10 protein-coding genes are annotated in these 14,740 nt (G+C 62.3%); 8 read left to right on the top strand and 2 right to left on the bottom strand.

Annotated elements, in window-relative coordinates; all coding sequences use genetic code 11:
- The first annotated feature begins 7 nt into the window (after positions 1 to 7).
- The 8 genes from KW849_RS09250 to KW849_RS09215 all read left to right on the top strand — a co-directional run bounded on the left by KW849_RS09250 (position 8) and on the right by KW849_RS09215 (position 8,149).
- Positions 8 to 1,288, top strand: a complete 1,281-nt coding sequence (locus tag KW849_RS09250; RefSeq protein ID WP_256357134.1) for an acyl-CoA dehydrogenase family protein — start codon at positions 8 to 10, stop codon at positions 1,286 to 1,288.
- A gap of 40 nt (positions 1,289 to 1,328) precedes the next feature.
- Positions 1,329 to 2,459, top strand: a complete 1,131-nt coding sequence (locus KW849_RS09245; protein ID WP_218429089.1) for a trans-acting enoyl reductase family protein — start codon at positions 1,329 to 1,331, stop codon at positions 2,457 to 2,459.
- A gap of 21 nt (positions 2,460 to 2,480) precedes the next feature.
- Positions 2,481 to 4,037, top strand: a complete 1,557-nt coding sequence (locus KW849_RS09240; RefSeq protein ID WP_218429088.1) for a class I adenylate-forming enzyme family protein — start codon at positions 2,481 to 2,483, stop codon at positions 4,035 to 4,037.
- Positions 4,038 to 4,092: 55 nt separating this feature from the next.
- Positions 4,093 to 5,331 carry a thiolase family protein gene (locus KW849_RS09235; protein WP_218429087.1) on the top strand — a complete coding sequence of 413 codons (1,239 nt, stop codon included), beginning with the start codon at positions 4,093 to 4,095 and terminating at the stop codon, positions 5,329 to 5,331.
- A 57-nt stretch (positions 5,332 to 5,388) separates the two neighbouring features.
- Positions 5,389 to 6,183 (top strand): SDR family oxidoreductase, encoded by a 795-nt coding sequence (locus KW849_RS09230; RefSeq protein WP_218429086.1) that lies wholly within the window; start codon positions 5,389 to 5,391, stop codon positions 6,181 to 6,183.
- 64 nt (positions 6,184 to 6,247) lie between these two features.
- A complete protein-coding gene (locus tag KW849_RS09225; protein ID WP_218429085.1) occupies positions 6,248 to 6,625 on the top strand; it encodes a hypothetical protein in 378 nt (125 codons plus the stop codon).
- Between the two features lie 95 nt (positions 6,626 to 6,720).
- Positions 6,721 to 6,885, top strand: a complete 165-nt coding sequence (locus tag KW849_RS09220) for a hypothetical protein (protein WP_218429158.1) — start codon at positions 6,721 to 6,723, stop codon at positions 6,883 to 6,885.
- 283 nt (positions 6,886 to 7,168) lie between these two features.
- Positions 7,169 to 8,149, top strand: a complete 981-nt coding sequence (locus tag KW849_RS09215; protein ID WP_218429084.1) for an alpha/beta fold hydrolase — start codon at positions 7,169 to 7,171, stop codon at positions 8,147 to 8,149.
- A 160-nt stretch (positions 8,150 to 8,309) separates the two neighbouring features.
- Here the strand turns inward: KW849_RS09215 and KW849_RS09210 are convergent, their stop codons facing one another.
- Positions 8,310 to 13,805, bottom strand: coding sequence for an ATP-binding sensor histidine kinase (locus tag KW849_RS09210; RefSeq protein ID WP_218429083.1), 5,496 nt, complete (start codon positions 13,803 to 13,805; stop codon positions 8,310 to 8,312).
- Between the two features lie 83 nt (positions 13,806 to 13,888).
- Positions 13,889 to 14,560 (bottom strand): response regulator transcription factor, encoded by a 672-nt coding sequence (locus KW849_RS09205; protein WP_218429082.1) that lies wholly within the window; start codon positions 14,558 to 14,560, stop codon positions 13,889 to 13,891.
- Between the last annotated feature and the right edge of the window lie 180 nt (positions 14,561 to 14,740).

Raw genomic sequence — 14,740 nt, 5'->3', positions numbered from 1 at the left:
GCCCATCATGAAACTGAGCAACCGGATCAACCTGCCTGACATTTCAATAACCGGCTTTGAAACGCCCCTGAACGAGGTCGAGCGCGGCATCCAGGACAGCGTGCATCGCTTTGCCAGGGATTTCATGCGTCCCCTCGGCCAGGAACTCGACAAGATGACCGCAGAGCAGGTGGTCGCCCCCGGCTCGCCGTACTACAGCCTGTTCAGCGAAGCCGCCAAGCTGGGCCTGGATTCCGGTCTGCTGGCCGAACTGCCGCCGGAAACGGCTGTACGCGTCGAGTCCATGATCAGCGAGGAAATGGGCTGGGGCGATGCCGGCCTGGCGGTTTCCCTGGGCGTCAGCACCTTCCCGAACGAGATGGCCAAAGCCGTAGGGAACCAGGAGCTGATCGATCTGAGTGCCGGGAAAATCGGCTGCTGGATGATTACCCATCCGGACAAGGGCACTGACGCCGGCGCCTTCGACATGCAGCGCGACTGGGTGCCGGGGCAGTTAGGCAACAAGGGCAACCTGTTCGCCAAGGTCGGCGAGCACGAGATCGTCATTAACGGCCAGTGCTCGGCCTGGGTGTCCAACGGCGCGGTGGCCCAGGTGGCTCTGGCCTACATGACCGCCGACTATGGCAACGGCTTCTACGATGCCAATGGCTTGCCCTATGGCATCTCCGTCATCGTGCCCCTGGACTTGCCCGGTGTCAGCAAGGGCAAGCCGCTGGAGAAGATCGGCCAACGCGCGCTGCCGCAGGGCGAGGTGTATTTCGACAACGTGCGGATTCCCAAGCGCTTCGCCGTGGCCCTGCAGGACGAGTACTACGGCAACGTCGCTTCGACCTGGTCGTTCGCTGGCGCCCACATGGCGCAATGGTTCACTGGCGTGGCACGTTCCGCCTTCGAACTGGCCCTGGCTTACTGCCATGAGCGCAAGCAGGGTGGCCAACTGCTGATCAACCACCAGCTTACCCGCTACCGCATCGGCGACATGATGCGTCGTGTCGAGCTTTGCCGGGCTGTCGCCCGCCGCTCCCTGGCCTATGCGCGCCTGACCCCGCAGGGGCACCCCTGTGCCACGGCTTCCAGCAAGATCACCGTGACCGAAGAGGCCATGCGCGTGGTCAGCGATGCCTTGCAGCTGTTTGGTGGCAACGGCCTGACCCGCGAGTACCCCATGGAGAAGTTGTTCCGCGATGCCCGCGCCGCGCTGATCGAGGACGGCGAGAACATGATGCTCACCACCCGCCTTGGGTTCCTTGTCCAGGAGCTCTACGAAGACGGCTGGCCCCAGTACTGATCCCAAACCCGACTGACAATAAACTTTGGAGACAATAAAAATGGCTAAGTATCCCGTAGTTGTCTATGGCGCCAGTGGCTACACCGGCATGCTGACCATGGACTGGCTGATCGACCAGAACATCCCCTTCACCGCTGTGGCGCGCGATGCCAAGCGCGCGCAGGAAATGATGGCGCAACGAGTGGTACGCCTGGAGTCCGCGACCTATGAAATCATCGAGGCCGAGCACAACGTCGAGTCGCTGAGCGCCGCCTTCAAGGGGGCCAAGGTGGTCTGTAACACCGTTGGCCCCTTCGTCAACTTCGGTCTGACCACCGTTGAGGCCGCGCTCAAGGCCGGCTGCCACCACATAGATACCACTGGCGAGCAAAGCTATGTCCGTCAGGTTCGCGAGCAATTTGGCGAGCTCTATCGTCAGGCTGGCCTGCTGGTTTCGCCATCGCTGTCCTACATGTACAGCTTCTCCGAGATCGCCGCCGAACTGGCGCTGGAAACCCCCGGCATCGACGTACTGGAAACCGCCGCCCTGTGCCGCGGCCCGCGTGATGTCGCAGGGGTCAGCCTGGGCTCGGCGGCCTCGATTTTCGAATTGTTCCACAGGGAGCAGTTCTACCTGTGGGAAAACAAGCTGGTGCAGCACCCGGCCACCGCTTCGTTCAACATTGTCGACCCCAACTTCATGCAGCCGGTTTTCTGCCTGCCTTGGGGGGGAACCTCGCTGCCGATTTACTTCGAGCATGATTCGCGCGTGCGCGCCTGCACCTCCGCGGTCGGTTTCTACGACAACAATGTGATGCCGATGGTGCATGGCCTGAGCCAGAAGTGGGAAGCGGAATACAAGCACTTGTCCAAGGAGCAGCAGGACGCAGTGGTGAAGAGCCTGGTAGAGGCCACCACGCCGAGCATGCCGCCCCGCGAACGCACCACCTTGCAACGCAGCGTCGACATCGCTATCGGCCGCGGTCACCTGTCCGCCGTGCGCGCTACCGTCCATGGCGTCACACCCTATATTTCCACCGGTGCCCTACAGGCCGCGGCGGCGATCAGGCTGCTCGACGGCGACACCAACAAGGTCGGCTTCGCTTCCGGCTCCAAGGCTTTTGGACACCGCTATCTGCTCGGCTTCCTGGAAGAGCGCGGCCTGGCCCGTGCCACCGTTAGCAAACTCTGATTACCGGCACAGGAACCACTTATGGCCATCATCGACTTTTACGATCGCGGCTGGGGCATCAACCCTGCCGGGGTCGCCTACATCCAGGGCGAGCGCTCTTACACCTTCAACGAAATCGGCGAGCTCTCGTGTCGCATCGCCAACAAGCTGCTCGCACTGGGCTTGCCGAAGGAAACCAAGGGTGCCGTCTGGTCAGGCAACGATGTCACCGCTTGGGCCTGCACGCTGGGTCTATGGCGCGCCAACATGACCTGGATTCCAGTCAACGCGCGCAACTCGAGCGAAGAGAATCACTACATCCTCGACGCATTCGATTGTGAGGTGATGTTCTACCAGAACGACTTCGCGCAAATCATCACCGAGCTGCGGCCCAGGCTGCCGAAGATCAAGCACTGGATCTGCATCGATGCCGACGCTGTCGATGCACCTTCGTTGGAGCTATGGAGTGCCGGCCAGCCGGCGAGCCGTCCCGAAGTCGCCTATGACATGGACGACGTGGTGGCGGTCTCACCCACCGGTGGCACAACGGGCACGCCAAAGGGAGTGATGAACACCCACCGCAGCGTGCAGACGTTCATCGCCCACTTCATGCTGACCTGTGCTTATCGCAATGGTGAAAAGCCGGTGAATATGGCCGCTGCACCGATGACCCACACTGCCGGCCTGTTGTCCGTACCCTGCACCGCGCAAGGTGGCACGGTAGTGGTCATTACCAAACCCGATCCGGCATTGATGTTGAACGCCATTGCGCAGCACAAGGTCAGCGAGCTCTTTCTGCCGCCAACGGTGATCTACAGGCTGTTGGAAATTCCCGGTATCGAGAAGCTGGACTTCTCTTCGGTGAAGTACCTGATGTACGGCGCGGCTCCGATGTCGGTAGACAAGCTGAAGAAAGCTATCGCGGTTTTCGGCCCGGTCATGACCGGCGGCTATGGTCAGACCGAGGCACCGGCCAGCATCGCCAACTTTCGTCCTGACGAGCATCTGGTGGGTGATCAATTCGCCGACGACGAACGCCTGTCCTCGGTCGGCCGCCCTAACCCGCTGGTCCGCGTCGAAGTGATGAGCGACGCCAACCAGATCCTGTCGCGCGGTGAAACCGGTGAAATATGTGTGCGTGGAGACCTGATCATGAAGGGTTACTACAAGCAGCCGGAGAAGACCGCCGAGACCATCGTCGACGGTTGGCTGCATACCGGCGACATCGGCCATATCGATGCCGAAGGCTATCTGCACCTCACCGATCGCAAAAAAGACATGATCATTTCCGGCGGATTCAACGTCTATCCCAGCCAGGTCGAGCAAGTGCTGTGGGGACATCCGGCCGTTCAGGACTGCGCCGTGATTGGCGTGCCCGATGAGAAATGGGGCGAGGCCGTCAAGGCCGTGGTCGAGCTCAACCCAGGCCAGGAAACCACCGAGCAGGAGCTTATCGAGCTGTGCAAAGCCAGGCTGGGCAGCGTGATGGCACCGAAGTCTGTCGACTTCACTACCAGCCTGCCACGCAGTCCGGTGGGCAAGGTGCTGAAAAAAGAACTACGTCAGCCGTATTGGGAAAACGCAGCTCGCAAGATCTGACACAACCAGAGGGGTGCGAACTGGACACCGACCAACTGAATATAAGGAATTTTCAATGAGCAATATCTATATCGCCGGCATCGCCATGACCGTCTTCGGTCGCCACACCGAACGCAGCCTCGACGACTTGGCACGCGAGGCTTTCCAGGGCGCATTGAAGGACGCCCACTGCAGTGCCGCCGATCTCGATATCGCATTTTATGCCGGCATGACCAATGGCCCATTGCAAGGCCAGCTCTCGATCCCCGGTCAAGTCGTGTTCAGCAAGATCGGTATTCAAGGCATTCCTATCTATAACGTCGAGAATGCCTGCGCTTCGGGTAGCTCAGCCTTCAATCTGGCCGTGCAAAGCCTCAAGGCCGGTACGGCCAGTATCGCGCTGGCGTTGGGTGCGGAAAAGATGAACATCCCGGATAAACTCAAAGCCCTCTCGCTGTTCGAGGCTGGTTGGGACGTATCTCGCGCCGAAGAGAATTATCAGACGCTGGTGAAAATGGGCGAAGGCGTGGTGCCGCCCGCCGGGTCGGAATCGGACAAGCCTTACAGTAAGTTCATGGCCATCTATGCCGCATTGTGCCGCCAGCATATGAAAACCTACGGCACCACGCAGCGGCAGATCGCAGCGGTGTCGGCAAAAAACCACACTCACTCGGTCCATAACCCCTACTCGCAATTTCGCAAAGCCTTCAGTATCGACGAAATCCTTGCCGCCCCTCCGATCACCTACCCGCTCACCCTGCCAATGTGCGCACCACTGTCGGACGGTGCAGCCGCCGCCATCCTGTGCACCGAGGAAGGACTCGCACGCATCGGTGCCGACAAGAGCCGCTGCATCAAGGTAGCGGCCAGTGTCATCCGCAGCTTCAGCCATCGCCGGTTCGATCAGCCGGAACTGAATGTCGGTCACCTGGCAGCCAACCTGGCCTATGACCTGGCGGGCCTGGGGCCACAAGACATGCACGTCGCCGAAGTCCATGACGCCTCGGCGATGGGTGAAATCATTCAGGTCGAAAACCTGGGCCTGGTCCCGTTCGGTCAGGGCGGCCCTGCGGCTGAACGTGGCGAATTCACCCTGGGTGGGCGCATCCCGGTCAATACCTCAGGTGGCCTGGAATCGAAAGGTCATCCGCTCGGTGCTACCGGGATTGGCCAGCTCTACGAACTGGTGACGCAACTGCGCGGAGAGGCTGGCGCACGCCAGGTACATGGCGCACGCCATGCAATCCAGGAGAACGGTGGCGGCTTGCAGGGTATTGAGGAGGCAGCCGTCGCGATCCACATTCTCAGCAAATAGTGCTTGCCAGAAAAATCTGCAGTGGCGAAACCAATCAAAACAAGAAGGATAAAAAACATGTTCCAAAACAAAGTGGTCGTCATCACTGGCGCCGGATCAGGCATTGGTCGAGAGCTGGCTATCCAGATGGTGCAAGCGGGTGCACATGTCGCCCTGTCAGACATCAACCAGGTGGGTCTCGACAGAACCATGAAGCTATTGCCTGACGCCAGCAACGCGAAAGCTTACATCCTGGACGTATCGTCCTGGGACGCCTTCCAGGCTCATGCCGACGAGGTGAAGCGCGATTTTGGCACGGCGCACTTCGTCATCAATAACGCAGGCGCCGCAGTCATCGGGACAGTTGCCAACACCTCCATCGATGAGTACGAGTGGCAACTCGGTATCAACCTGTGGGGTGTGTTGTACGGTACCAAAGCGTTCCTGCCGATGATGCAGGCCCAGCGAGAAGGCTGCATCGTCAACATTTCCAGCGTATTTGGCCTGGTGGGTTTCCCGATGCAAAGCGCTTACAACATGTCGAAGTTCGCCGTACGTGGTCTGACCGAAGCATTATGGTCGGAACTCGAAGATAGCGGTGTACGCGCCGTGTGTGTGCACCCTGGTGGAATTCGAACCAATATCGAGAAGTCCGGACGACGCTGTAAAGCCGCCGGCAAAACAGAAGAAAGGTTCACGGCACTGGCAGACAAGATGCTCCTGACGCCGCCGGAGGATTGTGCCGGCGACATCATCAGGGGGCTGCGCAAGGGAACCAAACGCATTATCACAGGGAACAAGTCGAGCACCTTGTTCTGGATGAGCAGGCTGTTCCCCAATAGCTATCCGGCATTACTCAAGCTGCTTGGCTGAGACCCAAGAGCTACAGGATGTCTCTGCGTGATGCGAGACGTCACCACCTCTCAGGAACAACCCCATGACCGACAGTTATACCCGCAAGCTTTTTATTTCTGCCGCTTGTTTCAACGTACTCGCGGGCCTTCCATTACTCGTAGCCCTGATACCGGTAGCTGCACTGTTGGGGCTGCAAATTACCCCCACCTCAACCCTCTTCATTCAACTCACCACGTGCCTGGTTATCGTATTCGGCTGGGCCTATTGGATGATCGCCCGCGATCCGCTGCAGTATCGTCCCTATATCCTGCTCGGGGTAATCCTGAAAGTACTGTTCGTTGTGGTGGTTTATGGCCACTGGCTGGCGGGCAGCATCCCGTGGCCATTGCCGGTGGCGGCATCGGGTGACATCGTCTATGCATTACTGTTCTGGCGCTATTACCAGCGTACCGAGCGTTGAACTGCGTAGTGAAAAGAACACACCGATAGGCAAGTGACCGAAAAGCAGCTTCCTTTTGTGGAGGTAGCTGCGAGATTGGAGGGGGAGTCCATTTCATGGCCAAAATCCCCCTCAAAGAACTCAAGCCGCTGACCACCAACGATGCCGGCCGCATCCTCCGGGAGGATGGCAATCTGGCCGGTCGAATCTCCCTGCGTAAGGACGGCGTGTCAGTCAGCTTTTTCTATCGCTATCGGATACGGCAATGGGCGCAAAAATGAGCGAAACAAGCAGATGCTCCAGCGGGTTTCCGGGCCCTGCCTTGCTCCCCGCAGCTGGGGAGATGGTCTCGACAGCAATCCCATGGTGCAACCTTCCAAGCCATCCGTGAAACCTAAGTATGGTTGCGCGATACCCATGGACGATGGTGCGGGCTATTGCCTGGGAATAGGGTTTGCGGACCGGTACTTCGGCCTCATTGCGAAAAGCCTTGCGCACTTCGCGAGACCGGTCGTACCGCCCCTCATTCGCCGCAAGAGCGGTACCCAGACGAGAGCATTCACCATGACCGACGAAACCAAAGGAACCACCCGCCGCGCCCTGATGAACGCCGGTGTGGCGGCTGCCGCACTGGCAGTGGCCGTGCCTGCCCTGGCGGGTCAATCGAGCAAAGCCCAAGCGCCGGCGAGTGGCGGTTCACGCCGTCGGGATCAGAGCTCGGGATACTTCACGCTCAAGGACGGCACGCGTCTTTTCTACAAGGACTGGGGCACCGGCCAACCCATCGTGTTCCATCACGGCTGGCCGCTGTCCGGCGACGACTGGGATAACCAGATGCTGTTCTTCCTCAGCAAGGGCTATCGCGTGATCGCCCATGACCGGCGTGGTCATGGGCGCTCCAGCCAGTCCGCGGTGGGCAATGAAATGGACACCTATGCCGCCGACTTTGCGGAGCTGGCCGCCCACCTGGACCTCAAGGGCGCCGTGCACATCGGCCACTCCACCGGTGGCGGCGAGGCAGCCCGCTACGTCGCGCGCCATGGTGGCGGTGGTCGCGTCGCCAAGGCGGTGCTGATCGGTGCCGTACCGCCTATCATGCTGCGTACGGAAAAGAACCCGGGCGGCCTGCCACTGACAGTGTTCGACGGCTTCCGCGAGGCGCTTGCGGCGAGCCGCGCGAAGTTCTACCGGGACGTGGCCGCCGGCCCCTTCTACGGTTTCAACCGGCCGGGCGCCGAGGTATCCGAGGCGGTGATCGACAACTGGTGGCGCCAGGGCATGAATGGCGGCGCCAAGGCGCAATACGACTGCATCAAGGCCTTTTCGGAAACCGACTTCACCGAGGATCTGAAGATGATCGAGGTGCCAACCCTGGTCCTGCATGGTGAAGACGATCAGATCGTCCCCATCGACGACTCGGCGCGGCTGACCATCAAGCTGCTCAAGCACGGAACGCTAAAAACCTACCCCGGCCTGCCCCATGGCATGTGCACCACCCATGCCGAAACTATCAATGCGGATCTGCTGGCGTTCATCCAGGGATGATGGGTCGGCCGTCGTAACGCCGTGCAGTTGCAGGCTAAAAGGTCCGGAGGCTGTTGCTCTGGACCTTTTCGCCGAATCGCTCGCCAATGCACTGGCACAGGTCGTCGATATCCTCCAGGCGACAGACATCGGCACTCAAGGTCAAGCGCCGTGCTGGAATTCAGATGTCCGTTGCGAGATATGCCGGCAGCGTGAATTGCACCAGCGCACCACGCGGCAGGTTCGCGTTGGCCCACAGGCGACCGCCGTGGGTATCGATGATCGAGCGGCAGATCGACAAGCCCATGCCCAGGCCGGTGGCCTTGGTGGTGTAGAACGGCGCGAAGACCTGCTCAGCACTCTCCGCGACGAACCCTGGCCCGCTGTCGCCGACCGTCACCCGCATACCGTCCGGCTCGTGTTCGGTGCTGATAAGCAGGTGACGCTCCCCATCGGGCACGCCGCCCATGGCCTCGAATGCATTGATGATCAGGTTGAGCAGCACTTGCTGCAGCTCTACCCGGTCCGCATTCACCTGCGGCAAGCCGTCGGCGAGTCGTGTGCGCACCACAGCGCCATGCTTGACGGCTTCGCCGCGGGTGAACTCGACCATCTCGCGCACAGCCGCGTTGACGTCCACCGCCTGCTTCTGCGGCGGTGTCTTGCGGATCAGCTCGCGGATGCGCCCCAGCACGTCCGCCGCACGATTGGCATCCTTGATGATGCGCCCCAGCACCTGGCCCACCTCACCCAGTTCCGGCGGTTGCGCGCCCAGCCAGCGCAAGGCAGCGTTGGCATTGGTCACGGTGGCGGCGATCGGCTGGTTCACTTCGTGGGCGATAGAGGCCGCCAGTTGCCCCATGGTGGCCACACGGTTGGCATGGGCCAGTTCCGCCTGCACTTCGCGGTAGCGCCGCTCGCCGTTGCGGACCTGCTCCTCGGCCTGCTTGCGTTCGGTCAGGTCGAGTACGAAGGCGACCCCTTCCTGCAAGCTGGCCTCGAAGGCAGCCAGGCCGACGATCACCGGCAGGCGGCTGCCGTCCTTGCGGATGTATTCCTTCTCGAAGGGTTGCGCACGACCGGTGCGCACGGCCGTGGCGAGGGCCTCTTCGCTTTCCGCGCGCCTCTGCGGCGGGGTCATGTCGTGCCAGCGTACACGCCCGGAAACCAGGTCGTCGCGCTCGTAGCCGACCATACGCAGGAAGGCATCGTTGGCCTCGATGATCTCGCCATCGGCACTCCAGACGATGATGCCGATGATATTGGCGTCCACCAGTCGGCGGATCTTCGCCTCGCGTTCGGCCACATCGCGGTACAGGCGCGCGTTCTCCAGCGAGATTGCCGCCTGCGACGCCAGCAGCCGCAGAACGGCGATTCGCGCCGGGCTGAACGCGCCGGCCGTGAGGTTGTTCTCCAGGTAGAGCGCGCCGGTGAGCTTGGCCTGATTCATCAGCGGCAGGCACAGGATCGACCGCGCCCCGCGCTGGTGGATGTAGAGGTCCGCAGCGAACGCGGGATCGGCCGAGGCGTCCTCCAGGCACAGGTTCTCCCCGGTTCGCAGCACCTGGTAGAGCACCGACTCCGCCAGCGCGGTCGCATTCACCGGCCCGTCGCGCAGCTGTGTGATGCCATTACTGGTGTCGGCTTCCGCCGCGATGCGCAGTTCGCCGGCCTCGGCGAGAATCAGCAAGCCACGCTCCGCGCCGGCCTGCTCGATGGCCGTGCGCATGACCATGTCGATCAATTTTTCGAGGACGATCTCTCCCGAGGCTGCCTGGGAAACCTTGAGCACTGTGGCCAGGTCCAGGTGCTCCACCGCCGTGGCGATGGTGGTGGTCGGGCCGGGTGCCACATCTTCGTTGCGCAGGTGCCGGTGGAGCCTCTCCAACTGCCGGACCTTGCCGTCGGCGCCCCAGCGCAGGTAGCCGTAGCGAGCATCCTGCAGGTACAGCCGGGCGATCTTGCCGAGGCCTCGCGCACCGTAGAAGCGCGCCGCGAGCTCGTTGGCCAGCGCTTCGAGATGGACGAAGCCGCTATCCTGCGCCAACTGAATGGACTGCTCGTAGAGCATTTGCGCCTCGACCAGACGACCCTCGACGCGTGCGATTTCGGCGCCCACCAGTGCAACCCGGCATGCGAAGGTTTCCGCGCACTGCTGCGCCCAGACTTGCAGCAGGCCATGGTGCCCGGCCAGAGCCTGCAGTTGCGCAGCCGGTTCCCCGGTGGAGCCGGGATCAAAACGGGCTGCCAACGTGAGTGCCGCGTAGAAGTGATACTCGGCTTCCTCGAAGAATGACGAAACGATCCACATCAGCGCCTTGGCCTGCGCCGCGCAGTCTGCCGCCACCGCGTAGTCGCCGGCCAGGTAACGTGCCTGCAGTTTGCGCACCCAGTACTTGCACGCTGCCAGTGCCAGGTCCGACGTGCTGCTCAGGTGCGCCTCGAAGCGCGCTTCATCGAACCGGCCATCGTCAAAGCAGCCAAAGACCGGCGTCTGTCCCCGCAGCATGCGGATCAACGCCAGCTGGGTGCTGATGAAGTCAATGACCAGACCGAAGTGCACCTTCTGCGCGTAGGCCAGGCCGTGCTCGGCTTCGCCCTGTACTTCCTGCAGCGGTTCGCCGATGAACAGGAGGTCGGAGATGAGGCCATTACCGGCAAAGGCGCCATAAGGCAGATCGCCGACCCTGTTGGCCGCGACGAAGGCGCGATCCAGCAATTCCCGGCACTCGCGCACCGGTCTCATCCAGCGTGCAACGAACATCGAGAAACACAGGTAGGTGCTCGCCTCGAAGCGTTTGAGGCCACGCCGGTCGACCAATTCGCAGCCCAGACGGCCGAATCGGTAGCCCGCCTGATAGTCGCCGAAGCGCCGACCGGCCACCCGCCCGACGTTGGCATAAAGCACGCAGGAAGCGTCGCAATTGCCGCGCTCCATACTCAGGCTGACCGCCTTGCATATGGTCAGGCAGGCCAGGTTGGCGTCTGTCTGCAATGCCGGTGCGAAAAGCTTGCTCAAGGCGTCGAGGGTGACCAGCGAGGCTGCGTCTTCCATCAGCGGCAGATCGATGAGCTGCTCGATGCTGCGTTCGCCCAGCTGAGTCCAGATCTGCTCGTACTCGCGGCGCACCTCCTCGTCGTCCGGGTGGGATGACCAACCGATACCGACCTGGCGCAAATATGCCAGGCACACACCTACCGCGCGGTCACTGCGATCGAGCAGCAGGCAGACGTCCATTTGCAGACAGGCCACCGCCGCGCGATGCACCGTGGTCGTGGCGCGCTCCGCCAACGCGGTGAGGCGCTCGTCGGCCAGCGCCAGTTGACCGGTAAGGAATTCGCACTCCGCGCGATTGAGTTCCAGGGCGAAGCGCAGTTCGTGGCGGCGCTCCCAGCAATCCTCGTCGAGCAACTCCGCGCCGGCTCTCAGGTAAGCCAGCGCTGAGGCATAGGCAGTGGAAGCCTTCGCGCGCTGGCCGGCCAGCAGGTTGAACTCGGCCAACTGCTCTCGCTCACCGCGCGCGTTGATCAGACCGGCGCCACGGTTGAGCTGGCCGACAATCTCGAAGATGGCTTCCTCGCGCCGCTCCGTTGGCGTCTGCGCAGCCAGGATCCGGCCGATCCGCAAGTGCGCCTCGGCACGGGAAGTTTCGGCGATCAGCGAATAGGCGGCTTCATGGATGCGATCATGGGCGAACGCACAGGCGCCCTCCAGTCGCTCGACCAACTCCTGGCGCACCGCCGCCCACAGCACCGCATGGACCCGAACCGGCGTCAGGTCCAGCACAGTAGCCAGGGTGTCGATCTGCGCCACGTTGCCCAGACACGCCAGTTGCTCAAGCGCCTGCCGGGTCTGCGCTGGCAGGCGCGCGAGCTTGCCGACCATGAGATCGACGACGTTGTCGGTGTACCCCTTGGCGTGGATACGCTCCGGCTCCCAGCGCCACCGGCGCACCGTATGGTCGTAGCTCAGCAGCGCTTCCTCGGCCAGGGCCTGAAGAAACTGGATGACGAAGAACGGGTTGCCGGCGGTCTTGTCCTGCACCAGCCGGGCCAGGGTCACGATGCCAGGTAGAGGACAATGCAGCGCCTCGGCGATCAGCTGTTCAATGTGCGCCCTGGCCAGCGGTACCAACTTGATCTCATCGACGCGCACGCCGGCATGGCGAATGGACTGGAGCTTGCGGGTCAGCGGATGGCTGGCATCCACCTCGTTGTCTCGGTACGCGCCCACCAGCATCAGGTGGCGCAGTTCCGAATGGGTCAGCAGGTCTTCGAGCAGGTCGAGGGTCGCCGCATCCAACCATTGCAGGTCATCGAGGAACAGCGCCAGGGGGTGATCCGCGCGGGCGAAGACGCCGATGAATCGGCGAAACACCAGCAGGAAACGCCGCTGCGCCTGTTGCGGCTCCAGCTCCTGCACCGGCGCCGGTTCGCCGATGATCAGCTTCAGTTCCGGAATCAGGTCGGTCATCAGCCGGGCGTTGGGGTCCAGCGCCTCCAGCAATGCACTGCGCCAGTCAGCCAGCACCTCGTCGCTCTTGCCCAGCAGCGTGCGGACCAGGCTCTGGAAGGCCTGTACCAGCGTCGAGTAGGGGATGTCGCGCTTGTACTGGTCAAACTTGCCGGACGCGAACAGCCCGCGTGGCGGCACCAGTATCTTGTGCAGTTCGTTGACCACCGAGGACTTGCCGATTCCGGAGTACCCAGACACCAGCACCAGCTCCGGGGCGCTGCTATTGACGATGCGCGAGAAGGCCTCGACCAGGGTCTGCACCTCGCGCTCGCGACCGTAGAGTTTCTCGGGAACCAGCAACCTGTCAGGAGTGCCCTGCTCGTCCAGCGAAAAGGCTTCGATGCGCCCGTCGCGCTGCCAGTCGACCACGCACCGGCGAAGGTCATGTTCGACCCCGGCGGCACTCTGGTAACGCTCTTCGGCAGTCTTGGCCAACAGTTTCATGACGACTTGCGAAAGCATGACCGGCACACCGGACACCCGCTCGCAGGGTGGCAGAGGCTTGCGCGCGATGTGGCAGTGCACCCACTCCATCGGGTCGTTGGCGCTGAACGGCAGGACGCCGGTGAGCATCTGGTAGAGGGTGATGCCGAAGGCATAGAGATCGCTGCGCGAGTCGATGGAGCGATTCATCCGTCCGGTCTGCTCGGGCGCCATGTACGCCAGGGTGCCGGCGATAGTCTCCGGCGGCTCGGGCGCCTGTCGTTCGCGTGGCAACCGGGAAGTCAGGCCGAAACCGGTCAGCCGTGTCTGGCCGTCGCGGCAATTGACCAGGATGTGATTGGGCTTGAGATCCTTGTGCACCAGACCACGCTGGTGCAACTGGCGCAGCGCCTCGGCGATGCTGATGGCCAGGAGCAGACAGGGCTCTACCTCCAGAGGGGCCTGCAACAGGTGCGACAGCGGTTCGCCGCCAGGGTCGTCGAGCAACAGGCGCGTCTGACCGCTTTCGCGCGTCAGCGCCTGTGGCCGCAGGGCCCAGGCGCTATCCAGGTCATCCCTGAGGCTGTATTCGTGAGACAGTCGGTCGAGGGTCGCGGGTAGCGGTTGTTCAGCGGACGGCTGCACCAGCAACTCACTGCCATCGCTCTGCCCCAAGCGTCGAACGCGGGAGAACACCCGCTCGCCATCGTCCCACAAGATCTGCTGTCTGCTCGCCATCGGCACGGCACCGTCTATGAGGTTTCTGCTGCCGCTCGCAATTGTGGCCTGCGGCGTGTTTGGCAATTGGCCGCGCGACCCGCTCAGGTTGCCCGGCGCGAAGGTTCGACGCCCAGCGTCTCGGCCATGCGCACGAGGTTGGCAACCGAACGCGCGCCCAGCTTCTTCATCACCTGGCCGCGGTGGACCTTCACGGTCACTTCGCTCAGGTTGAGCTCCGCTGCGATCTGCTTGTTCATCAACCCCGCCACCACGAAGCGCATGACCTCGCGCTCTCTTTGGGTCAGCGCCTCGAAGGCGGTGCGCAGGGCCGCGCCTGACTGCTCGGCAAGCAGGCGTTCGCTGTCACGCGCCAGGGCACTGGCGACGGCGTCAAGCATGTCCTGATCACGGAACGGTTTGGCCAGGAAGTCCACCGCGCCGGCCTTCATGGCCTTGACCGTCATTGCGATATCGCCATGGCCCGTCATGAACACTATGGGAATGCGAACGCCGCTCTTCTCCATCTGTTCCTGGAATGCCAGGCCGCTTTCGCCGCGCAGGCGCACATCGAGGATCAGGCAACCGGGCACGTCGCGCTTGGCAAAAGTGAGGAAGTCCCGGGAGGATTCGAAGGTCTGAACCTGCAGGCCGATCGAGCGCAGCAACCCATCGAGCGCAAGACGCATGGACTCATCGTCATCGACCACATAGACCACCGGCTCCTTGGGAGCCCGCGGGCTTTGCGGCGGGTTGGAATACGACCACGAAGTCATCTTGCCTCCTTAGCGGGACCGCATCATGCGCGGTGTGCAGGTCAAAAAAGATAGTCCATGATGACACCCGCGACAATGCGCCAGCCAAACGGTCATCCTCAATCTGGCCGGCGTTTCGGGAGTCGGCGTCAGCACGCGCGCGGTGGCGCAAAGGTTTGCGCTGCGAACAAAACTAGCACG

The organism is Pseudomonas sp. PDM26 (genome assembly GCF_019219185.1).
Taxonomy (GTDB): Bacteria; Pseudomonadota; Gammaproteobacteria; order Pseudomonadales; family Pseudomonadaceae; genus Aquipseudomonas.
This window is presented reverse-complemented; position numbering and strand designations above follow the sequence as displayed.